Source organism: Bradyrhizobium sp. RP6, from assembly GCF_003837805.1.
Classification (GTDB): domain Bacteria; phylum Pseudomonadota; class Alphaproteobacteria; order Rhizobiales; family Xanthobacteraceae; genus Bradyrhizobium.
Genome location: NZ_RQIT01000011.1, coordinates 173790 through 195985, shown reverse-complemented (window position 1 = coordinate 195985; position 22196 = coordinate 173790). Strand labels below are relative to the sequence as shown.

Below are 22196 nucleotides of genomic sequence, written 5' to 3'. Positions count from 1 at the left end.
GTGAATCGCCTCGGATGCCATTGACCTCTCCCGCTTGCTTGCGGAGGGACCGCACTTGTCATGTGGCAAGCCATTAACACCTCAATCTCCAACACGCACTCCAACACGCAAAACGCCCCGGAGAGATTGCTCTCTCCGGGGCGGCTTATCGTTTCAGGCGACGATCGCCGGCGCTCAGTTCAGCTTCCGCTTCGCCACCGGTGCCTCGAACTGGGTGATCTCGGCGGTTTGCGGTGCCTTGCCGTTGAAGGTCAGCACGTTGCCTTCTGACGAGATCGCGACATTGTCGCCGTCCCTGACGTCGCCGGCCAGGATCATCTCGGCGAGCGGATCCTGGAGGTAGCGCTGGATCACCCGCTTCAGCGGCCTTGCGCCATAGGCGGGATCCCAGCCCTTGGCAGCGAGCCAGTCGCGACCGGCGGCATCGAGCGTCAGGACGATCTTGCGATCGGTCAGCAGCTTCTGGAGCCGCGCGAACTGGATCTCGACGATGCGGCCCATCTCGCTCCGCTGCAAGCGGTGGAACAGGATGATCTCGTCGACGCGGTTCAGGAATTCGGGACGGAAGTGCCCGCGCACCATTCCCATCACCTGCTCGCGCACGGCCGAGGTGTCCTCGCCCTCCGGCTGATTCACCAGGAATTCCGAACCGAGATTCGAGGTCATGATGATCAGCGTGTTGCGGAAGTCGACGGTGCGGCCCTGGCCGTCGGTCAGGCGGCCGTCGTCGAGCACCTGCAACAGGACGTTGAAGACATCGGGATGCGCCTTCTCGATCTCGTCGAACAGCACCACCTGGTAGGGCCGGCGCCGCACCGCTTCGGTGAGCGCGCCGCCCTCGTCATAGCCGACATAACCCGGAGGCGCGCCGATCAGCCGCGAGACCGAGTGCTTCTCCATGTATTCGGACATGTCGAGGCGGACCATCGCGGTCTCGTCGTTGAACAGGTACTCCGCGAGAGCTTTGGTCAGCTCGGTCTTGCCGACGCCGGTGGGGCCCAAGAACATGAACGAGCCTGTGGGGCGGTTCGGGTCCTGCAGGCCCGCGCGCGAGCGGCGCACGGCGGTCGCGACCGCACGCACAGCCTCGGCCTGACCGACGACACGCTTGCCGAGCTGCTCCTCCATCTTCAGGAGCTTCTCCTTCTCGCCTTCCAGCATCTTGTCGACCGGCACGCCGGTCCAGCGCGAGACGACCTGCGCAATGTGGTTGGCGGTGACCGCCTCCTCCATCATCTCGCCGGAGCCTTCGCGCGCCTCGATATCCGCCAGCTGCTTCTCCAGCTCCGGTATGCGACCGTAGGCCAGCTCGCCGGCCTTCTGGAATTCGCCGCGCCGCTGCGCGTTGGCGAGCTCGACTCGCAAGCCATCGAGCTCGGCCTTCAGCTTCTGGGCATCGGAGAGCTTGTTCTTCTCCGCGCTCCAGCGCGCCGTCAGCCCAGCAGACTTCTCCTCGAGCTCGGCAAGGTCCTTCTCCAGGGTCTGCAGCCGGGTCTTGGAGCCGGGATCGCTTTCCTTCTTCAGCGCCTCCTGCTCGATCTTGAGCCGGATGATCTCACGGTCGAGCGAATCCAGCTCTTCCGGCTTGGAGTCGACCTGCATCTTCAGCCGCGCCGCGGCCTCGTCCATGAGGTCGATCGCCTTGTCAGGCAGGAAACGGTCGGTGATGTAGCGATTGGACAGCGTCGTGGCGGCGACGAGCGCGGAATCGGTGATCCGCACGCCATGGTGCTGCTCATACTTGTCCTTCAGCCCGCGCAGGATCGAGATCGTGTCCTCGACGGAGGGCTCGCTGACGAAGATCGGCTGGAAGCGCCGCGCCAGCGCGGCGTCCTTCTCGACGTGCTTCTGGTACTCGTCGAGCGTGGTCGCGCCGATGCAGTGCAGCTCGCCGCGGGCGAGCGCCGGCTTGAGCAGGTTGGAGGCGTCCATCGCGCCGTCACCCTTGCCGGCGCCGATCAGCGTGTGCATCTCGTCGATGAACAGGATGAAGGTGCCCTCGCTCCCGGTCACTTCCTGAAGCACGGCCTTCAGCCGCTCCTCGAATTCGCCGCGGTATTTTGCGCCGGCGATCAGTGCGCCGAGGTCGAGCGAGAGCAGCTTCTTGTCCTTGAGGCTCTCCGGCACGTCGCCGTTGACGATGCGCAGCGCCAACCCTTCCGCGATGGCGGTCTTGCCGACACCGGGCTCGCCGATCAGGACGGGGTTGTTCTTGGTCCGGCGCGAGAGCACCTGGATGGTGCGACGGATCTCCTCGTCGCGGCCGATGACCGGATCGAGCTTGCCGTCGCGCGCGGCCTGGGTCAGGTCGCGGGCATATTTCTTCAACGCGTCATACGCGTTCTCGGCGGTCGCGGAATCCGCCGTCCGCCCCTTGCGCAGCGCCTCGATCGCCGCATTGAGGTTTTGCGGGGTGACGCCGCCCTTGTTCAGGATCGTGCCGGCCTCGCTGGTCTTCTCCAGCGTGAGGCCGAGCAGCAGCCGCTCGACCGTGACGAAACTGTCGCCGGCCTTCTCGCCAGCCTTTTCGGCGGCATCGAAGGTGCGGGCGAGCTCGGGTGCGAGGTAAATCTGGCCGGCGCCGCCGCCGGAAACCTTCGGCACCTTGCCGAGAGCGTCCTCGGTCGCCTTCAGAATTGCACGGGAATTGCCGCCGGCGCGGTCGATCAGGCCGGCAGCGAGCCCCTCATTGTCGTCCAGGAGGACTTTCAGGAGGTGCAGGGTGGAAAACTGCTGGTGCCCCTCGCGCATCGCGAGCGACTGCGCAGACTGGATGAAGCCCCTGGAGCGTTCGGTATACTTCTCGATGTTCATCTTTTCTGTCCCTCGGCCTGCCCTTGGGGCCCTCTCAGGCACCCCAATACGGCATCTTCATTGGGTTTCCGCTCACCGCATTGAGTTTTCTCAAGCGGGAACGGCCGTCTTTGCCGACGTTGCCGCCGGCCTGCGGCAGATGTGGGAAGCAGATTGCGGATGCGAAAGAGGCGAGTTCACAAATTCGTGCGCTCCTGGGCGGGCTTGGCTCCGGCGGGCCGAATCCCTTAAGTAGCGGCATGACAGCCAACCACACTGCCGAAATCACCGGCCTCTATCGCTACCCGATCAAGGGCCTGACGCCGGAACGCCTGTCGCGCGTCGCTTTGCGGGTCGGCCAGACCCTCCCAGCCGACCGCCGCTACGCCATCGAGAACGGCCCGAGCGGGTTCGATCCTGATGCGCCCGAGTGGAAGCCGAAGATCCAGTTTCTGATGCTCGCGCGCAATGAGCGGCTGGCTGAGCTCGACAGCCGGTTCGACGATGCCACCAATCTGTTGACCATCCGCAAGGGCGGCCAAACCGTCGCCAGCGGCGATCTGGAGACCGCCGCCGGGCGCGCCGCCATCGAAGCCTATTTCAGCGAGAACTTTCAGCCGGAGTTGAAGGGCCCGCCCAAGGTTCTGTCCGGCCGCAACCACAGCTTCTCCGATGTCGCCCGCAAGGTGGTCTCCATCATCAATCTCGGCAGCGTCCGCGCGATCGAGATCATGCTCGGCGGCGTCCCCGTGCATCCCCTGCGCTTCCGCGCCAATCTCTACGTCAAGGGCTGGCCGGCCTGGTCGGAGCTCGATCTGGTCGGCCAGACGCTTGCGGTCGGGCAGGCCCGGCTGAAGGTGATCAAGCGCATCGTCCGCTGCCCGGCCACCAATGTCGATCCCGATACCGCCAAGCGCGATCTCGAAATCCCGCCCACGCTGTCGCGCCATCTCGGCCACATGGATTGCGGCATCTACGCCGAGGTCATCGCCGACGGTGACATCGGCATCGGTGACGTGGTGGCGGTGGAAGAGCCGAGATTGGTGTGACGGCACTTCGGCTCCACGCACTCCGTCATTGCGAGGAGCGAAGCGAAGAAGCAATCCAGGCTATTCCCGCGGAGGGATTCTGGATTGCTTCGCTTCGTTCGCAATGACAGCGACGAACCTCAGTTCGGCATCACATACGCATAGATCCGGCCGCGCGAGACCGGCGCTTCGCGGACGCGGTTGCCGCTGTTGCCGGAGATCATGATCGGATTGCCCTGCGCGTCGATGCCGGTGATGATTCCGACATGGCCGCCCCGGCGGCCGCGCGACATCACCGCGATGGCGCCGACCTGCGGACCGGAGATGCGCGTGCCATAATGCGCGAACGAGTTCGCCATGTCCGAGCCGGTGCCACGATGGCCGGTCTGCTCGAGCACCATGTTCATGAAGCGCGCGCACCACAGGCTGCCGCGTCCGGTCGGATTGCCGCCGAGATAGCGGCGCGCCTCGGACACGAGGCCTGAGCCGCCACTGAGGCCGCCGCTCATGCCAGCACCGCCGGCATTGGTATTCGGATCATAGCTGGCCTGGGTGTTGGCGAAGCCGCTCGCCTGCAACTGCGCCGCGCTGCGCTCGAAGCGCGAGCTGCGTGCACGATGGCGGTGGTGATGATGCCTGGCGTGGTGCACGTAAGCGTGCCGCTCTGCGCTATGACGATGATGCGGCCGTGCCGAGGCCGGAGAAACGAACGCGGCGACCGCCGCAAAAAAGAACGCCAGCGCGACAACACAACGCGACAGGCGGAACGCAAACAACTCAACCATTCTTCATCCTTCGTTACACCCCTACTTTCCGATCGGCCGGTGAAGTGGCCGACATAGGTCAGGCCGTTAAGCCGTCCGATGTGGCGAGAAAAAGACACCGCATCGGCGAATAGCTGCGATGATTTTGTGTCGGTGCTGGTTCGACGCTGCCGCATTGCGGACAACAGCGTTAACTGCGATCCTGCAAAGGCGGCTTGATAGAGGGAAACAGTTAATGCCCCACGCCACGGCCAGGGACGACGTCCGCATCTATTTCGAGGAGGCGGGCCAGGGAACGCCGATCATTTTTCTGCACGAATTCGCGGCCGACTACACCAATTGGGAGCCGCAGATGCGCTACTTCTCGCGCGGCCACCGCTGCATCACCTATTCGGCGCGCGGCTATACGCCGTCGGACGTGCCCGATGGCGCGGTCTACACCTACACGCATTTCTATACTGACGCGCTCGCCGTGCTCGATCACCTCGGGATCGAGCGCGCCCATCTCGTGGGATTGTCGATGGGCGCCTACTCCTCGCTGCAGATCGGCCTCAACACGCCGCAGCGCGCGCTGTCGATGACGCTCGCCGGTGTCGGCTCCGGTTCGGAGATCGAGAATCTGGAAGCCTGGCGCAAGCAGTGCCGCACAAATGCCGAGCAGTTCGAGACGCTCGGCTCCGCCGAAGTCGCGAAAGTCACGCGCGAGGCGCCGAGCCGGATTCCCTTCCTGGTCAAGGACCCGCGCGGCCACGCCGATTTCTATGCCGCGCTGGCCCGGCACGATGCCAGGGGATCGGCCAACACGATGCGCGGCTTCCAGGGCGGCCGCCCCTCGATCTACACGATGACCGACGCGATCAAAGGCGTCGCGACGCCGGCACTGATCATCTGCGGCGACGAGGACGATTCCTGCATCGGGCCGAGCCTGTTCTTGAAGAAGCACCTCCCCGCAGCCGGACTGGCGATGTTTCCAAAGTCCGGCCACGTGCTCAACCTCGAGGAGCCTGCGCTGTTCAACGCGAGCGTGGAGCGGTTCGTGACGCTGGTGGAAGCTGGGCGCTGGCCGGTGCGGGATCCGCGGTCGCTGGCTCCCCACTAGCTATCATTCCGGGATGCGCCGAAGGCGCAGGCCCGGAATCCATCAGGCTGCAGGCGCTGTTGGACGATGGATTCCGGGCTCGATGCTTCGCATCGCCCCGGAATGACGGACAGAGGCTATTTCCCCCCGCCTCGGCTCAGCAAGAACACCGCTTGCTCGCCGAACATATTCCACACCCACCAGGGCAGGTTCAGCGGCACCGGGCGGCCGTAGAGATCGAGCGCCACCGAGCGCTCCATCTTGACGTTGATCTCGTCGCAGAGCTGCACGAAATCCTTGATGGTGCAGAAGTGGATGTTGGCGGTGTCGTACCAGGTCGCCGGCAGGTTCTCGGTGCGCGGCATGTGGCCGCCGATCAGGAGCTGGAGCCGCATCTTCCAGAAGCCGAAATTCGGGAACGAGACGATGGCGCGGCGCCCGATGCGCAGCAGATTTTCCAGCACCACACGCGGCTGCCGCGTCGCCTGCAGCGTCTGCGACAGGATCACGTAATCGAAGGCGTCATCGGGATAGTTGACGAGATCGGTGTCGGCATCGCCCTGCACCACCGCAAGCCCTTTGGCGACGCAGCGGTTGACACCCTCGCGCGACAGCTCGATGCCGCGCCCGTCGATGCCGCGGGTCTCCAGCAGCTGAAGCAGGTCGCCCTCGCCGCAGCCGACGTCGAGCACCTTCGAACCCGGCTTGACCATTTCGGCGACCAGCAGATGGTCGGCGCGAAACTGACCGGACTGCGCGGACGGGAGCCCCCCCAGCGGCAGCACTTCCTGGACAGACATCGCTAGCGGTCCTTGAGGGTGAGCCCGCGGGCCTTGCCTGCCGATTGCAGGAAGGCGCGGGAGATGTCGAAGAATTCGGGCACGTCGAGCAGGAAGGCGTCGTGGCCGCGATCGGTCTCGATCTCGGCGAACGACACCCGCGCGCTCGAGGCGTTCAGCGCGTGCACCAGCGCGCGCGATTCCGAGGTCGGGAAAAGCCAGTCGCTGGTGAAGGAGACCACGCAGAAGCGGGTCTGGATACCCGCAAACGCCTTCGCCAGCGCGCCGCCATGGTCGGCGGCGATGTCGAAATAGTCCATCGCACGCGTCAGATAGAGATAGGAGTTGGCGTCGAAGCGTTCGACGAAGGACGAGCCCTGGTAGCGCAGATAGCTTTCGACCTGGAAATCCGCGTCGAACGAGAAGGTCGGCAGTTCGCGGTCCTGCATACGCCGGCCGAACTTGCGATGCAGCGCCGCGTCCGAGAGATAGGTGATGTGCGCCGCCATCCGCGCCACCGCGAGCCCGCGGTGCGGATGGATGCCGTGATCGGCATAGCCGCCACCCTGCCAATCGGGGTCGGCCATCACCGCCTGGCGCCCGAGTTCGTGGAAGGCGATGTTCTGCGCCGAGTGCCGCGTCGCGCAGGCAATCGCCAGCGCGGAGAACACGCGGCCAGGATAGGCCGCGGTCCATTGCAGCACCTGCATGCCGCCCATCGAGCCGCCGACGACCGCAAACAGCGTGTCGATGCCGAGCCGGTCGATCAGCATCGCCTGCGCCCGCACCATGTCGGGGATGGTGATAACAGGGAAATCCAGGCCCCAGACCTTGCCGGTGGCGGGATTGATCGACGCCGGCCCGGTCGAGCCCATGCAGCCGCCGATCACGTTGGAGCAGATGATGAAGTAGTGCTTGGGATCGATGGGCCGGCCGGGGCCGACCAGCGTCTCCCACCAGCCGGGCTTGCCGGTGACGGGATGCACATTGGCGACGTGCTGATCGCCGGTCAGCGCATGGCAGATCAGAACGGCGTTGGAGCGATCGGCGTTGAGCTCGCCATAGGTCTGGTAGGCGATCTGGAACGGGGTGAGATCGACGCCGCAATCGAGCCGCAGCGGCTGCTCGATGCCGAACTGCGCGACCTTCGAACTCGGGTGATCCACCTCGTGCGACCGTTCGTCGGCGCTGATCGCAGGACTGGGTACAGACTTGACGCCAACCATCATCGACCTCGTTTGCGACTGCCGTCAGACCGCCGCTGGAATCAGGCCATGAAAAACCCGGCCTGAACGATAGGTTCGGCCGGGATCGGAAGCGTCCCCGGCCTGTTTAGCGAGTTTTTTAACGTGGCTGCAAGCCGGCCGGCTCAAATGACCACGGAACAGGCAAAAGCCTACCGTCTTGGGCGGTTTTCGTCAAGTCACGGCCCGGATCGGCCCAATTCGCCTTCGTCACGTCGCCCGCAAAGCACGTCATTTCTCTTTGCTTTCGCCGCCCCGACTGCCTAATCAGGACATCCCCCTCGAAACCATCGCAGCCAGATATGTCCCAACGTCCGCCCGCGCCACCATCGCTCCAAGAACTGCGCAAGGAGATCGACGCGATCGACGAGGGCATGCATCGCCTCCTGATGCAGCGCGGCGATATTATCGACCGCCTGATCCAAGTGAAGCAGACCCAGGAGGTCGGCTCGGCGTTCCGCCCGGCACGCGAGGCCGACATGATGCGTCACCTCGTGCAGCGCCATCGCGGCATCCTGCCGCTCGACACGGTCGAGAGCATCTGGCGTGTCATCATCGCGACGTTCACTTACGTGCAGGCGCCGTTCTCCGTTCATGCCGATATCTCGGCGAGCGAGCCGGCGATGCGCGATTCCGCGCGCTTCCATTTCGGCTTCACGGTGCCCTACGTCGCGCATTTCAGCGCGCAGGCCGCGGTCGAAGCAGCGGCGAAATCCAAGGGCGACCTGGCGCTGGTCTCGGCAACGTCGAGCCGCACGCCCTGGTGGCTTGAGCTCGAAGCCGATGGCGCGCCGAAAATCATCGCGCGGCTGCCGTTCGTCGAACGCGCTGACCATCCGGCCGCATTGCCGGTGTTTACGATCTCGCGGGTCGCCGACAGCGCCTTGGTGACGGAGGTCGAAACCTTCAGCGTCCGCGTCTCCGGGTGGAACGCCGAGGTCGCACGCGCCCTGTCGCCGCTCGCCGAGATCGTGGCGGTGCCCGATACCGCCTTCGATGGCGCCGCGCTGCTGGTCTCGGTCACCAGCGCGACCAGCATCGACAAAGTTAGGGCTGCCCTGATCGAGGCGGGGGCCTCGGTGCGCTCCACGGCCCTCGTCGGCAGCCACGCAACGCGCTATACGGTGCCCCCGACCGGGGCGAAATCGTAAATCGCGCGCCCGCCATTTCGGAGTTGAAGATGTCCCGCCCCGTGCCGAATCCCGGCATTCTCGATATTGCGCCCTACACCCCCGGCAAGAGCCCGGTGCCGGAGCCGGGCCGCAAGGTGTTCAAGCTCTCGGCCAACGAGACGCCGTTCGGGCCCTCGCCCAAGGCGATCGAGGCGTTCAAGCGCGTGGCGGATCATCTGGAGGACTATCCGGAAGGCACCTCGCGCGTGCTGCGCGAGGCGATCGGCCGCTCGTTCGGGCTCGATCCCAACCGCATCATCTGCGGTGCCGGTTCGGACGAGATCCTCAATCTGCTCGCCCACACTTATCTCAGCCACGGCGACGAGGCGATCTCCACCACGCACGGCTTCCTGGTCTACCCGATCGCGACGATGGCGGTCGGTGCCAAGAACGTCGTCGCGCAGGAGACCAATCTCACGGCCGATGTCGACGCCATCCTGAAGGCCGTGACGCCGCGGACCAAACTGGTCTGGCTTGCCAACCCCAACAACCCGACCGGCACCTATCTGCCGTTCGACGAGGTCAAGCGGCTGCGCGCCGGCCTGCCCTCGCATGTGCTGCTGGTGCTCGACGCCGCCTATTCCGATTACGTCTCGCGCAACGATTACGAGATGGGAATCGAGCTCGTCGCCACCACCGAGAACACGGTGGTGACGCACACGTTCTCCAAGATCCACGGCCTGGCTGCGCTGCGCATCGGCTGGATGTTCGGCCCCGAGCACGTCATCGACGCGGTCAACCGCATCCGCGGTCCCTTCAACGTGTCGACGCCGGCGATGTACGCCGCGGTCGCCGCGATCGAGGACACCGCGCACCAGGCGATGTCGAAGCAGTTCACCGAGACCTGGCGCAACCGGCTTACCGAGGAGGTCGGCAAGCTTGGCCTGAAGGTGACGCCGAGCGTCGCCAATTTCGTGCTGATCCACTTCCCGGCCGAGAAGGGCAAGACCGCTGACGACGCCGACGCCTTCCTGACCAAGCGGGGTCTCGTGCTGCGCGCGCTGAAGAATTACGGCCTGCCGCATGCGCTGCGGATGACCATCGGCACCGAGGAGGCCAACCGTCTCGTGATCGAGGCCTTGCGCGACTTCATGGGCGGCAAATGAATGCCGATCCGCACTTCCAGCGCGTCGCGCTGATCGGCTTCGGCCTGATCGGCGGCTCGATCGCGCGCGCTGCGAAGCTCCAGGGCCTGGCCGGCGAGATCGTCACCACCGCGCGCTCGGAGAAGACACGCGCGCGGGTGGCCGAGCTCGGCATCGTCGATCAGGTCGTGGCGACCAATGCGGAGGCCGTGAAGGAGGCCGATCTCGTCATCCTCTGCATTCCCGTCGGCGCCTGCGGTGCCGTGGCGCAGGAGATCGCCGCGCATCTGAAACCGGGTGCGATCATCTCCGACGTCGGCTCGGTCAAGGGCGCGGTGGTCCGGGACATGGCCCCGCATCTGCCGAAGGGCGTTCATTTCGTGCCGGCGCATCCGGTCGCGGGCACCGAGCATTCGGGCCCGGATTCGGGGTTTGCCGAGCTCTTCATCAACCGCTGGTGCATCCTGACGCCGCCGGAAGGCACCGACACGGCGGCCACGGAGCATCTGCGCGCGTTCTGGGCGGCGATGGGCGCCAAGGTCGAGGTCATGACGCCGGATCATCATGATCTCGTGCTCGCGATCACCAGCCATTTGCCGCATCTGATCGCCTATACCATCGTCGGCACCGCCGACGAACTGGCGCAGGTGACGGAATCCGAGGTGATCAAGTTCTCCGCCGGCGGTTTTCGCGATTTCACCCGTATCGCCGCGTCCGATCCGACGATGTGGCGCGACGTCTTTCTCGCCAACAAGGAAGCCGTGCTGGAGATGCTGGGCACCTTCACCGAGGATCTCGCAAAACTCACCCGCGCGATCCGCCGCGGCGACGGCGAAGCCCTGTTCGACCACTTCACCCGCACCCGCGCCATCCGGCGCGGCATCGTCGAGATCGGCCAGGATTCCGCCGCGCCGGATTTCGGCCGGCCGCATGCGGCGCTGAAGAAGCCGTGAGCCTGTCATTCCGGGGTGCCCGAAGGGCGAGCCCGGAATCCATTGGGCCACCGCGCACAGTGAAATGGATTCCGGGTTCGATGCTACGCATCGCCCCGGAATGACAGTCTTCAATACAGCGGCGGGATCTGGCCGACCTTGACCGGGCCGAGCAGCACGGCGCCATCGACGAACTTCAGCGGGAAGCTTCTCGCCTTCTTGCCTTCCAGCGTGCTCTCGGTGCCGATCGAATTGATGCCGGCGGCGACGCCCGCATTGGCGTTCTGCTTGATGACCTTGCCGAGGCCGGGCACGGCCCGGTCGAGCGCGCCGAACAAATTGTTGAGGTCCTGCGACTTCACGCCGGGCGCGACGCGGTCGAGCGTTGCCTGCGGCACGCCCTCCTCCAGCATCTTCTCGATGCCGAGCGCCGGGATCACGCGCTCAAGGCCGGTCACCGTCATCTGCAATTCGCCGTCGAGCCGGCCATTGGCCGAAAGGCCGAGCGTGCCGGCCGCAACCGCGATCATCTCGCCCTGCTGGATCCGCGACTGCACGATCTCGATATGGCCGCCGGCAGCCTGGATCTCGCGAAAGCGCTGCGGCCAGGGCTTCGGCGTGAGGTCGGAGAGGCCGGTGACCTTTGCGCGCGTGTCCGCCTCGAACGGCTCGGCGAGCAGGGGATGAACGCCCTGGATGCTGCCCTGCGCGACGTGAACCACGGTCTCGATGACGGGACGATCGGCTGGCGATCCATCAGCGAGGCGGCCGTGCAGCTCGACCTGCTTGGCGCGCGCAAGCGGCACCTGCACGCTGCCGTCGAGACGGTTGAGGCCCGGATCGTCGAACACGATGGAGGCGCGGTCCGGCACGGCCGGCAGGCCGGCCACGCTGGCGCGGCCCTTGCTCCAGTTCACCACGAAGGTGTTTTGCGTGACGCCGTCGGTCAGCGTCGCGGGCGCGGAGAATTCCGCGATGATGCGCTTGGGATCGTAGACCTGGGCGACGACCAGGATGTTGTCGAGCTTCGCCGTGAACGGGGTCCTGCTCGCGTTCTGCGACACCAGGGCGACGCTGGCGCCGGAGCACTGGACCTCGAAGCGGAACGGGAAACCCGCGATCGAGCGCTTGGCGCAATCATAGATGCGGCCGGACTTGGCCTCCTGCGCCCGCCAGGCGTCTGCGGCAATTTCGGCCTGCGACGCCGCGTAGAACCAGAAACCGCTCCACGCGACCGCGAGGATCAGGACGAGAACGGGTGCGATGAAAAGGCCCCAACGGGAGCGACGGCCTGCGGCAACGGTCATATTGGACATGCGGCGACCCTTTGATCCCGGATTTTGGCAAATGTAAGCGGGGACGGCCTGCGACGAAAGGCGGAGAATTCGCTTCGCTTCGGGGCATGGTTCTGGTAGCCGTGCCCGAAATGTCGGAAATCACCGTCCCTTCCGTCACCACCGCCAAGGGCGACCTCTGGGTGTTCGGCTACGGCTCGCTGATGTGGCGGCCGGGCTTCGAGTTCGAGGAACGCATCCCGGCCCGGCTGGTCGGCGAGCATCGCGCGCTCTGCGTCTACTCGTTCGTGCATCGCGGCACGCCGGAAAAGCCTGGCCTGGTGCTCGGGCTCGACCGCGGCGGCGCCTGCCGCGGCATCGCCTTCCGCGTCGCCGAGAAGAACCGCGCCGACGTCGTCGCCTATTTGCGCGCACGCGAGCAGGTCACGTCGGTCTATCGCGAAGTGATGCGCTCGGTGTGGCTTGAGAACGATGCGCGCCAGCGCGTCTCGGCGCTCGCCTACGTCGTCGACCGTGGCCATGGGCAATATGCCGGCCGGCTGTCGCTCGCCGAGCAGCACCGCCATGTCGTTCAGGGCCACGGCCAGTCCGGCGCCAACCGCGACTACGTGACCGCGACGGTGAAGGCGATCGAGGCCGAAGGCTTTCGCGACGCGCAGCTGCATCAGCTTGCATTGATGCTGCATGGTGATGCGCATTCGCTCCACGCTGTGGATCGGGACGAAGATCGAGAAAGCCGCTAGCCGCCGGTCGGCGCGTAGCTCGGCGCCGAGCCGATCAACTGCTCCTGCTCTTTCCGCCCCGCTTCGACGAGGCGGGCGGTCGCATCCTCGATCGCGGTTTGCACGCGGGAGAGAAACTCGTCCTTCGGCAGGCCCGGCGGCAACGGTTCGAGAAACTCCACCACCAGCGTGCCGGGATAGCGCATGAAGGTGCGGCGGGGCCAGAACAGGCCGGAGTTGAGGGCGACCGGCAGGCATGGCACGCCGCATGACGAATAGATCTGCGCAAAGCCGGTCTTGTAGTCGGGCGGCGCGCCCGGCGCGCGGCGCGTGCCTTCCGGAAAGATCACGAGCTGGCGGCCGCTGCGCACCGCATCGCGCGCCCGCCGCGTCATGTCCAGCAGCGCTTTCACGCCGGCATTGCGGTCGATCGCGATCATCCCGGTCTTGACCAGGAACTGACCGAACACCGGGATCTGCATGAGCTGGCGCTTGAGGATGAAGATCGGCCGGTCGAAGAAACCCGGCAGCACGAACGTCTCCCAGAACGACTGGTGCTTTGCCACAATCAGCAGCGGTCCTTTCGGGATCTTCTCCACACCGCGGAATTCCACCTTGATGTTGCAGACCACGCGCATCAGGAACAGCGTTGCCTTGGCCCACCATTCCGCCACCGTCAGCATGGCGCGGGGCGGCAATGCGAAGGTCGGCAGCGCCACGATCGCAAGGCCCACCAGCACGGCGTAGAACAGCACGTTGAACACGAGCGAGCGCAGAAAAATCAGAGACATCGATAGTCCGATCAATTGGCCTGTGCGGTGGCGGGCCGCTTCGGCCGCTGACCTGCAGGCTGCTCCGACATCTCGGGCCAAAGGTCAATCCCGAAATCCTCCAGCCGTACCCTGACCTCGGCCGCGACGTACTTGACATATTCCGACATGAGCAGCCGCAGCGTCGATCCGGAGGTCCACCACGGTTCCTCGCGCCATTTTTCGCCGACCACCGCGAACGGGATCAGCGTCGTCTGTGGCATCGCATGCGAAAATTCCACCAGCGCACGCGGCATGTGATAGTTGGAGGTCACCACGATCAGGGATTTGAACCTGCGCCCCTCGGCCCAGCGCCGCGCCTCCGCTGCGTTGCCGCGGGTCGAGAGCGCGGTGCGGTCGAGGTCGACGCAACAAGTCATGAAGGACTGGTTCTCCGGCAAGGTCCGGGAGATGTCGCTCGCCGTCGAGGTTGGATGCACGCCGGAGATCAGGAGCCGCCTGCCGTAGCCGGCAGCGAGCAGCTCCATCGCGTCCGATACCCGCGAGGAGCCTCCGGTCAGCACCACGATGCCGTCGGCCTTGCGGTCGGGCACCGTCTCGGCGCCTCGCAATTGCGACAGGAACGCAACGAAGCCTGCGGCCGCGCCGACAAAGGCAAGTGCGATCGCCGACACGATTGCCGCGCGCAGCCAGCCGCGCGGCAGTTTCGGCGATCGATCGTCGGTCGGCGAGGTCATGCGATGTCGGTAATCCCTTCCCTGAAGCGATTTTAAGACGTTTTAAGGCGAAGTGGAGTCCGGTTTCTTCACCCTCACTCCTTGTAAGGGGAGAAGGAAGAAAGCAACTCAATCAACATCATTCAAGGTCGCAAACAGCGTCTGGCGCGAGGCCACCGCGGTGATGCCGCCGATCAGCACGGCCTGGACAGCGAGCACGATGTAGGCGGATGGCCGTAGCGAGAAGGTGCCGAGCAGCGCGGCAAACTGGTCGCCGACGGGCGTACCGGAAAACCAGCCTGCGATCGACTCGGAGAAGCCGAACACCAGCATGGCGGCACCGCCGCCGATCACGCCGCCTTCCAGGCCGAGCCTGAGGAAATGACGCAGGAAGTGATTGGCGATGTAGCGGTCGCCGGCGCCGACGAAATGCAGGACCTCGACGATCGGACGGTTCGCCGCCATGGCGCCGCGGGTCGCGAACGAAACCGAGATGATCGTGGCGATGATGACGAGCGCGAGAATGCCGAGGCCGGCCAGCACGATGGCGTTGGTCATCGAGCGCATGCGCTCGATCCAGGCGCGGTGATCGTCGACGCTGGCGCCCGGTGCGACCTGCGTCACGCGCGCGCGCAAGGCGCCGAGATCGAGCGGCGTGCCCGGCTGCACGCGCGCGATGATCATGCGCGGCACCGGCAGATCGTCCATCGACAGGCCGGTGCCGAGCCAGGGCTCGAGCAGCTTACCGCTCTCCTCCCTGGTGAACGGCCTGACCTCGACGATGCCGGCTTGCGCGCGCATCGCCTCCGTCACGGCCACGGTATCGCGCTCGAGATCACGGCCGGCCTGCGGACGAACCTGGATGGTGATCTCGCTCGCGACGTCCGACTGCCATTCGGCGGCGGAGGCACTCACCAGCAGCACCGTGCCGGTGGCCATCGAGGCGAGGAAGCTCATGATGGCGACGACGGCGACCAGCGCTCTGCCGTGGATCGAGGCGCGCGGCACGATCGGCGACATGTTGCGTGCCTTGGCCGGAAGCTGCGGACGCTCCTGTCCGAGGTCGACCAGCACGCCGCGCTCGTCGGTCCTACTCATAGACGTGCAGCCGTCCCTGGTGCAGCACCAGCCGTCGTGCTTCATACTGGTCCATCAGGCCGATGTCGTGGGTAGCGATGATGACGGCGGTGCCTGATTTATTGAGCTCGATGAAGAGCCGCAGCAGGCGCCGGCCGAGCGTCGGGTCGACGCTGCCGGTCGGCTCGTCCGCGAGCAGCAGCTGCGGCCGCGAGATCACGGCGCGCGCGATCGCCGCGCGCTGCTTCTCGCCGCCCGACAGGATCGGCGGAAGCGCATCCATGCGGTCGCCGAGTCCGACCCAGCGCAGCAGATCGATCACCTCCTTGCGGTAGCTCGACTCGCTGCGCCCCATGACGCGGAAAGGCAGCGCAACATTCTCATAGGTCGTCATGTGGTCGAGCAGCCGGAAATCCTGGAGCACGATGCCGATGCGCTTGCGCAGGTCGGCAATCTCGTCCTTGCCGAGTTGCGAGATGTCGTGGCCGAACAGAGTGACGAGGCCCCGTGTCGGCCGATGCGACAGAAACAACAGGCGCAGCAGGGAAGTCTTGCCGGCACCGGACGGCCCGGTGAGAAACTGGAAGGAATGCGCCGGGATCTGGAAACTGAGATCGCGCAGGATCTCGGGCCCCAGACCGTAACGCAATCCGACATTTTCGAACCGAACCAAGCTCAGCTCCGTTCGAGAGGGGAAGCGGGTCGCAGTGCGGCGCTCCGCCCTGCGCGATCAACGGGTTTTGCCGCCGTTATGGTTTCCGGTTCGTTAACGGTCGACCTGTAGCATGTTTGGCAGAATCCCTGCCGCCCGGTTCGCCGCGACCGGCTGATCGTCAAGGTTCGTCCTCGTTCGTGCATCAAGGCTCGTCCATGCATATCGTCTGCCCCCATTGTATGACATCCTACGCCATCAAGCTCGCGAGCCTTGGGGCAAGCGGACGGGCGGTACGCTGCTCCCGCTGCAAGGAGACCTGGATCGCCCATGCGGAGGATGCCATCGAGGAGGCATCCGTCCCGGCCATGGCGGCTGCCAGCCGCGGCGACGACCAGTCCGACCTCGCCGAGCAATGGAACTCCTATGCCAATGACGACGGCGCCGCGGATGCGCCTGTCGTCGACAGCCCCTCAATCGCGAGCGACTGGCCGGATGAGCAGGCCCGCGAAACCGAGGACGAGTGGTCAGCGGCGGCCCGGCAGGCTGAAGAGGAAGTCGCCGGCGCACAGCACCAGTCCTGGTTCCGCGGTCTGTTCCCCCGCCGCGGCGCGCGGGTGAGCCGCCCGGTCCCCACCACGGCTCCGCGCAGATCCTATTTTGGCCTGCCGATCGCCTGCGCTGCGATGGGCGCGCTGGTGCTGGCACTTACGATCTGGCGCAGCGACGTGGTGCGGCTGCTGCCCCAGACGGCGGCGTTCTACAAGATGGTGGGGCTCGAAGTGAACTTGCGGGGCCTCGCCTTCAAGGACGTCAAGCTCTCCAGCGAGACAGTGGACGGTAAGCAGGTGCTGGTGATCGAGGGCGTGATCGTCGGCGAGGGCAAGAAGCCGCTCGACATCCCGCGGCTGCGCTTTGCCGTGCGCGACGCGCAGGGAGCTGAAATCTACGCCTGGAATACGGTTCTGGAACAGGCCGTGCTGCGGCCCGGCGAGCGCGCCTTCTTCCGCTCGCGTCTTGCCTCGCCGCCGCCGGAGGGCCGCAATATCGACGTTCGCTTCTTCAACCGGCGCGACATTGCCGGCGGCAGCGTATGACCGATCCGGCTATGATTGGAGCATGATCTGTTCGGAAAACCCCTTCGCACTTTGCCGGATGATGCTCGAGGTCCCGCAGGGAAGGTTGATCACAAGGTTGGTCTCATGCCGAAAATCCTGATCGCCGATGACGAGGATTCGATGCGCCAGCTGGTGGCGCGCGCCATCGCCATGGACGGCCACGAGACCGTCACCGCCCAGGACGGCGCCGAGGCGCTGGAGATCCTGACCCGTGAGGACGGCGCCTTCGACCTGTTGCTCACCGACATCCAGATGCCGGTCATGGACGGCATCGCGCTGGCGCTGTCCGCCGCGCGCGATTTCCCCGATCTGACAATTTTGCTGATGACCGGCTTTGCCGACCAGCGCGAGCGCGCCTCGAACCTGAACGCGCTGGTGCATGACGTCGTGACCAAGCCTTTCTCGGTCGCCGACATCCGCACGGCCGTGGCGGATGCGCTGGCGGCAAAGAAGGGTTAGCGTCCCAACAACAGCCGCTTCGTCATCGAAGGACTGGCGCGCACCGCCTCGTCTCGGCTCTGCGCAGCAGCGCAAGGACGCTGCAGCGCGTCCGGGACAAGGGAAGGATGCGCGCTATCGCGACACACTCCGTCATTGCGAGGAGTCCTTGCGACGAAGCAATCCAGAATGCCTCGGCGGAAAAATTCTGGATTGCTTCGCGGAGCCTGTCATCGGGCCGCGCGTTCGCGCGGACCCGGTGGCTCGCAATGACGAGGACGTAGCGGGTATCGCCTCAAAACTCCTTCAGCAGCCGCTCGATATAGTCGAGCTCGATCTGCGGGCGCGAGGGATCGCCGAGACGACGACGGAGCTCTTCGAGAATACGGCGGACACGCTGGGTGTCGATCTCGCCGGGAATTTTGACCGTATAATCGTCGCCATATTCGCGCCCATGCAGCGGACGGCCCAGCGGGTCGGTCTGGTTGCCACCGCTCTGCTGACGGCCGGCGCGCTGGCCGGGGCCGTCGCCCTGGCCGTCACCATCGCCCTGCTGCATCGCCTCGGCCATCTTCTGCGCACCCTTGCGCATCGCGTCGAGCGCCTTGCCCTGCGAGTCCACGGCGCCGTCGGCATTGCCCTCGCCGAGCTTTGATCCCGCATCGCCCATGGCACCGTCGGCAGCATCCAGACTGCCGTCATCGCCCTGATCACCGTCCTGATCGCCGTTCTGGCCGGGCTGGCCCTGGTCCCCTTGCTGGCCCTTCTGTCCCTGTTGGCCTTTCTGGCCCTTTTCTCCCTTCTGCCCGAGGCCGCGCTTGGCAAGCTCGTCCTGCAGCTTCTTGAGACGGTCGCGCAGCCCCTGCTGGTCCTCCTGCAGCTCCGACATGGACTGATCGCCCTGCTGCTTGCCGCGCGAGCGATCGCGCCGGGAATCCTGACCCTGCTTGAAAGTCTTGTCGCGCAATTGCTGCTGCTTGCGGATCATGTCGCCGAGCTCGTTGAGCGCCTGCTCCATGTCGCTCTCGCCGGACTGCCCCGGCTGCGCCATCTGGAGGCCTTCCAGCATCTGCTGGAGCTGATCGAGCAATTGTTTGGCGGCATCCTTGTCGCCGGAGCGCGACAGGCGCTCCATCCGGTCGATCATGTTCTGCAGATCCTGCTGGCGCAGAACTTTGGTGTTCGGGTCGAGCGGCCGCGCCAGCTGCTGCGGGTCATTGTTGTTGCGGAACTGCTCGGCGAGCTGGCGCATGAAATCGTTCAGCGCCTGACGCAGATCCTGCGTGAGCTTCTTGATCTCTTCGTCGCTCGCGCCGCGCTCCAGCGCCTGCTTCAACGCATCCTGAGCCGCACGCAATGCCTTCTCGACATCGGAGATCTTGCCGTCCTCGATCGTCACCGCTAACGCCCATAGGCTTGCCACGACCTCGCGCAGGGCATCATCGGTACGTGCGGCCTCGAGCTGTCGGGCAACGCTGTGGAGGCCGAGATATTGTCCGGGCTCCGGCGTAAACATCTCGGGCGCGATCATCAGCGCGTCGAGCGCGGCATACACGTCGGAATTCTTGTTGGCGTCGAGCGCGAGAATGCGGCGCTGCTCGATCAGTGCACGTGCCAGCGGCTTGGTGAAAAGCCGTTCGGGCAGCCGCATGTTGAACGGTTCGCTTGTGGCCTCATTGCCGGCCTCGTCCTTGGCCGTGAGGGTCAGCGTGACCTCGGCGCCGGCATAGGGATCCTCGCTGAGATCCTTCACCGACTGTCCGACGCCGTTGCGGGTCCGCGCATTCGGCAGCGCAAGCGGGAATTGCGGCGGCTGGAACAGCGGACGCGGCGCCGTCCTGGTGTCGCCATCGCCGGCGGCAGCCTTATCGCCGGGAGCAGCCTTCGCCGCATCCTTGGCGTCGTTGGCGTCGTCCTTGGCGCCATCCCGGGCACCGATCGATCGCGGAGCAAACTTCGCCGTGGCACCGGTGACGCCGTAATCGTCCTCGATCCTGTAGGAGAGCTGCAGCGCGCCGCGCGCCTGGCGTTCCGGGTCCTTGGCAAGTGCGATCGTCGGCGGATGGTCCGGTGTTGCCGCAAAGGCCCATTGTGGCTGGCCGGAAGGCGCGCGGACATGCGCCGTGCCGTCGCCGGAGATGGCAAAATGCCTCTCGTTGGTCCCCTTGGGGCTGGCTTCGGTGGGCGCAACCTCCTTGAGGCCGCCGGAGACGGCGACATCCAGGTTGCCGCCTGAGGAGCGCACGATCAGGGTCGAGCCGGCGGGGACGGCGAGCGGGCCGCTGGCGGGCAACGCTGCAGCTTCCTTGTTGGCAGCCGACAGGATGACCGGAGGCTTGCCGGTATACAGCGGGGGCGTGACCCAGGCATCGACCCGAACATTGCTCGCCGCCAAGACCCCGTTCCAGTCGAAGGCGGCGCCAAGCCGCATCGCACGCTCGTCACCGGCGGCGAAGAAGGTCGCAACCAGCATCACCATGACCAGCGCACGCAGCGCCCAGGGGTCGTGAAGCGCGAGCCGCGGGTGCGGCAGACCGGCGCGGATGCGCTTGATGGACGCCAGCGTCCGCTCGCGCTGCGCCTGCCACAGCGCCTGCGCAACCGGGTCTTGCGAGGTCAGCGTGTCCGTGAGCGTGGTGGCCGGGCGGTGACGGATCCCGGAGCCACGGTCGAGCCGCACCAGCGCTTCCGCGCGGGTCGGCCAGCGGAAGCCAATCAACGGGAACAGGGCGGCGACCGCGATCGCGGCGAAAAGGGCGAGACCGATGGCCCGGGCGATGAACGGCAGTGCCAGCCACAGACCGGCCCAGGACACCACCAGGAACAGGCCGACGACGGTCAGAAGGCGCGCCGCATTGGGCCAGGCACGTTCCCACGCGATGGCATAAGTAGCCCGATCGAGGGCCTGCGCCAGCTTCAGCCGCGACAGCGCATCACTGCCGCGGATCGGGTCTGACGGGTCGGGGGTGACGCCGTTCAATCAACTCTCCAGGTTGCCCGGTAGAGAAGAGCCTATCACAACGGCAGCACTGAGGCATCCGTTCCTGTACGGGAGAACCCCCTTTTCCCGCATAACACGAGGACGTGACTGGCCCGGTGCAACCCCGTAATTTCCGCGCGCCATCCCTGAGGGAAACGAAGGAAACGCCATGGACAAGAAGATGCACGACAAGGGCCTGGAAGTCCGCAAAGCGGTGCTGGGCGAAGCCTATGTCAACAATGCCCTGAAGAACGTCGATGATTTCAACCGTCCGTTCCAGGAGATGCTCAACGAATATTGCTGGGGCACGGTGTGGGGACGCGAGGAGCTGCCGCGCAAGACCCGCAGCATGCTCAACATCGCCATGATCGCGATCCTCAACCGCCAGCACGAATTTCGCGCGCATCTCAAGGGCGCGCTGACCAATGGCGTGACGCGCGAGGAGATCCGCGAGATCCTGATGCAGGTCGCGATCTACGGCGGCATGCCGGCCGCGGTCGATAGTTTCCGGATCGCGCGCGAGGTTTTCGCGGATATCGACGGGAAGGCGTAGCCAATTCCTGCTGTCGTCCCGGACAAGCGGAGCGCCGATCCGGGACGACATCGGGGATGGAACGCGCATTTTCCACAACGACAAAGAAGCAACAGAGGAACACCATGGACATCGGATTCATCGGGCTCGGAAACATGGGCTTCCCGATGGCGCGGCGGCTGATCGAGGCTGGGCACAAGCTCGTCGTGTTCGATACGCGAAAGGAGGTCACAGGCGAGCTGGTGGCGCGCGGCGCGACTGCGGCGGCGTCGCCGAAGGACGTCGCCGATCAGGTCGAGACCGTGATGGCGAGTCTGCCTTCGCTGCAGGCTTCGCTCGACGTCGCCACGGGAGCGAACGGCGTGATCGAGGGCAGGCGCGCAAGACGCTTCGTCGATCTCTCCACGGTCGGCTCGACGATGGCAGCGAAGATTCACGGCCTGCTCGCCAAGCGCAACATCGTGCAGATCGACTGCCCCGTCTCCGGCGGCGTCGGCGGCGCCGAGAAGGGCACGCTGGCGGTAATGGTATCAGGACCGAAGGCCGAGTTCGAGCTGCTGAAACCCGCGCTCGACGTCATCGGAAAAGTGTTCTTCATCGGCGAGAAGCCCGGTGCGGCGCAGACCATGAAGCTCGCCAACAATTTCCTGTCGGCTACAGCGATCGTGGCGACCTCGGAAGCGGTGGTGATGGGCGTGAAAGCCGGGCTCGATCCCGCCGTGATGATCGACGTCATCAATGCCGGCTCGGGCATGAACACGGCGAGCCGCGACAAGTTTCCGCGCGCGGTGCTGCCGCGCAGCTTCGATTTCGGTTTCGCCACGGGATTGATGGTGAAGGACGTCCGGCTGGCGCTGGAGGAGATGAAGCAGCTCGGCCTGTCAATGGAAGTCGCGGATGCGGTCGGGCGGTTGTGGGAGACGGTCATCGACGCGGAAGGCGCCGAATCCGACTTCACCGCGGCGATCAAGCCGATCGAGAAGAAGGCCGGAGTCGTCGTCGGCGGACAAAAATAGCGCTC

20 protein-coding genes and 1 riboswitch are annotated in these 22196 nt (G+C 65.6%); of the genes, 10 read left to right on the top strand and 10 right to left on the bottom strand.

Annotated elements, in window-relative coordinates; all coding sequences use genetic code 11:
* Positions 1-174: 174 nt before the first annotated feature.
* Entirely contained in the window at positions 175-2814 is a 2640-nt protein-coding gene (clpB, locus tag EHH60_RS21230) for an ATP-dependent chaperone ClpB (protein WP_124161381.1), read from the bottom strand.
* 239 nt (positions 2815-3053) lie between these two features.
* Here clpB and EHH60_RS21225 point away from each other — a divergent pair, with 239 nt between their 5' ends.
* A complete protein-coding gene (locus EHH60_RS21225; RefSeq protein ID WP_124161380.1) occupies positions 3054-3842 on the top strand; it encodes an MOSC domain-containing protein in 789 nt (262 codons plus the stop codon).
* 119 nt (positions 3843-3961) lie between these two features.
* Here the strand turns inward: EHH60_RS21225 and EHH60_RS21220 are convergent, their stop codons facing one another.
* Positions 3962-4606 (bottom strand): NlpC/P60 family protein, encoded by a 645-nt coding sequence (locus EHH60_RS21220; RefSeq protein ID WP_124161379.1) that lies wholly within the window; start codon positions 4604-4606, stop codon positions 3962-3964.
* 214 nt (positions 4607-4820) lie between these two features.
* On the opposite strand from EHH60_RS21220, the gene EHH60_RS21215 reads away from it, so the two are divergent.
* Positions 4821-5684, top strand: a complete 864-nt coding sequence (locus EHH60_RS21215) for an alpha/beta fold hydrolase (protein WP_124161378.1) — start codon at positions 4821-4823, stop codon at positions 5682-5684.
* Positions 5685-5800: 116 nt separating this feature from the next.
* On the opposite strand, the gene metW is transcribed toward EHH60_RS21215, so the two are convergent.
* Positions 5801-6463 carry a methionine biosynthesis protein MetW gene (metW, locus tag EHH60_RS21210; protein ID WP_124161377.1) on the bottom strand — a complete coding sequence of 221 codons (663 nt, stop codon included), beginning with the start codon at positions 6461-6463 and terminating at the stop codon, positions 5801-5803.
* A gap of 2 nt (positions 6464-6465) precedes the next feature.
* Positions 6466-7668: a homoserine O-acetyltransferase MetX gene (gene metX, locus EHH60_RS21205; RefSeq protein ID WP_124161397.1), complete on the bottom strand. Its 1203-nt coding sequence runs from the start codon at positions 7666-7668 to the stop codon at positions 6466-6468.
* Between the two features lie 85 nt (positions 7669-7753).
* Positions 7754-7833, bottom strand: a riboswitch (SAM riboswitch).
* Positions 7834-7988: 155 nt separating this feature from the next.
* On the opposite strand from metX, the gene EHH60_RS21200 reads away from it, so the two are divergent.
* The 3 genes from EHH60_RS21200 to EHH60_RS21190 are packed head-to-tail and all read left to right on the top strand — an operon-like array spanning position 7989 to position 10896.
* A complete protein-coding gene (locus EHH60_RS21200) occupies positions 7989-8837 on the top strand; it encodes a chorismate mutase (RefSeq protein WP_124161376.1) in 849 nt (282 codons plus the stop codon).
* 29 nt (positions 8838-8866) lie between these two features.
* The gene (hisC, locus tag EHH60_RS21195; protein WP_124161375.1) at positions 8867-9964 is read left to right on the top strand and encodes a histidinol-phosphate transaminase; all 1098 of its coding nucleotides are present in this window, start codon (positions 8867-8869) and stop codon (positions 9962-9964) included.
* Positions 9961-10896 carry a prephenate/arogenate dehydrogenase family protein gene (locus EHH60_RS21190; protein WP_124161374.1) on the top strand — a complete coding sequence of 312 codons (936 nt, stop codon included), beginning with the start codon at positions 9961-9963 and terminating at the stop codon, positions 10894-10896. Before hisC ends, EHH60_RS21190 begins: the two co-directional genes overlap by 4 nt.
* A gap of 110 nt (positions 10897-11006) precedes the next feature.
* On the opposite strand, the gene EHH60_RS21185 is transcribed toward EHH60_RS21190, so the two are convergent.
* On the bottom strand, positions 11007-12191 hold the full coding sequence (locus EHH60_RS21185; RefSeq protein ID WP_124161373.1) for a DUF2125 domain-containing protein: 1185 nt from the start codon (positions 12189-12191) through the stop codon (positions 11007-11009).
* A gap of 110 nt (positions 12192-12301) precedes the next feature.
* Here EHH60_RS21185 and EHH60_RS21180 point away from each other — a divergent pair, with 110 nt between their 5' ends.
* Positions 12302-12913 carry a gamma-glutamylcyclotransferase gene (locus EHH60_RS21180; protein WP_199751696.1) on the top strand — a complete coding sequence of 204 codons (612 nt, stop codon included), beginning with the start codon at positions 12302-12304 and terminating at the stop codon, positions 12911-12913.
* On the opposite strand, the gene EHH60_RS21175 is transcribed toward EHH60_RS21180, so the two are convergent.
* The 4 genes from EHH60_RS21175 to ftsE all read right to left on the bottom strand — a co-directional run bounded on the left by EHH60_RS21175 (position 12910) and on the right by ftsE (position 16128).
* Positions 12910-13683 (bottom strand): lysophospholipid acyltransferase family protein, encoded by a 774-nt coding sequence (locus EHH60_RS21175; protein ID WP_124161372.1) that lies wholly within the window; start codon positions 13681-13683, stop codon positions 12910-12912. The two genes, EHH60_RS21180 and EHH60_RS21175, sit on opposite strands and share 4 nt — an antisense overlap.
* A gap of 11 nt (positions 13684-13694) precedes the next feature.
* On the bottom strand, positions 13695-14399 hold the full coding sequence (locus tag EHH60_RS21170; protein WP_124161371.1) for a YdcF family protein: 705 nt from the start codon (positions 14397-14399) through the stop codon (positions 13695-13697).
* Between the two features lie 108 nt (positions 14400-14507).
* The gene (locus EHH60_RS21165) at positions 14508-15476 is read right to left on the bottom strand and encodes a cell division protein FtsX (protein WP_124161370.1); all 969 of its coding nucleotides are present in this window, start codon (positions 15474-15476) and stop codon (positions 14508-14510) included.
* Positions 15469-16128, bottom strand: a complete 660-nt coding sequence (gene ftsE / locus EHH60_RS21160) for a cell division ATP-binding protein FtsE (RefSeq protein ID WP_028178893.1) — start codon at positions 16126-16128, stop codon at positions 15469-15471. Before ftsE ends, EHH60_RS21165 begins: the two co-directional genes overlap by 8 nt.
* Before the next feature lie 197 nt (positions 16129-16325).
* Between ftsE and EHH60_RS21155 the strand changes: the two genes are divergently transcribed.
* Complete coding sequence (locus tag EHH60_RS21155; protein ID WP_199751686.1) at positions 16326-17204, top strand: MJ0042-type zinc finger domain-containing protein; 879 nt, start codon at positions 16326-16328, stop codon at positions 17202-17204.
* A gap of 105 nt (positions 17205-17309) precedes the next feature.
* A complete protein-coding gene (locus tag EHH60_RS21150) occupies positions 17310-17684 on the top strand; it encodes a response regulator (RefSeq protein WP_074124247.1) in 375 nt (124 codons plus the stop codon).
* Positions 17685-17958: 274 nt separating this feature from the next.
* Here the strand turns inward: EHH60_RS21150 and EHH60_RS21145 are convergent, their stop codons facing one another.
* Positions 17959-20643, bottom strand: coding sequence for a TIGR02302 family protein (locus EHH60_RS21145; protein ID WP_124161368.1), 2685 nt, complete (start codon positions 20641-20643; stop codon positions 17959-17961).
* A gap of 169 nt (positions 20644-20812) precedes the next feature.
* On the opposite strand from EHH60_RS21145, the gene EHH60_RS21140 reads away from it, so the two are divergent.
* Both EHH60_RS21140 and EHH60_RS21135 read left to right on the top strand, forming a co-directional pair.
* Positions 20813-21196 carry a carboxymuconolactone decarboxylase family protein gene (locus EHH60_RS21140; protein WP_124161367.1) on the top strand — a complete coding sequence of 128 codons (384 nt, stop codon included), beginning with the start codon at positions 20813-20815 and terminating at the stop codon, positions 21194-21196.
* Positions 21197-21300: 104 nt separating this feature from the next.
* Positions 21301-22191, top strand: a complete 891-nt coding sequence (locus EHH60_RS21135; RefSeq protein ID WP_124161366.1) for an NAD(P)-dependent oxidoreductase — start codon at positions 21301-21303, stop codon at positions 22189-22191.
* Positions 22192-22196 lie beyond the last annotated feature (5 nt).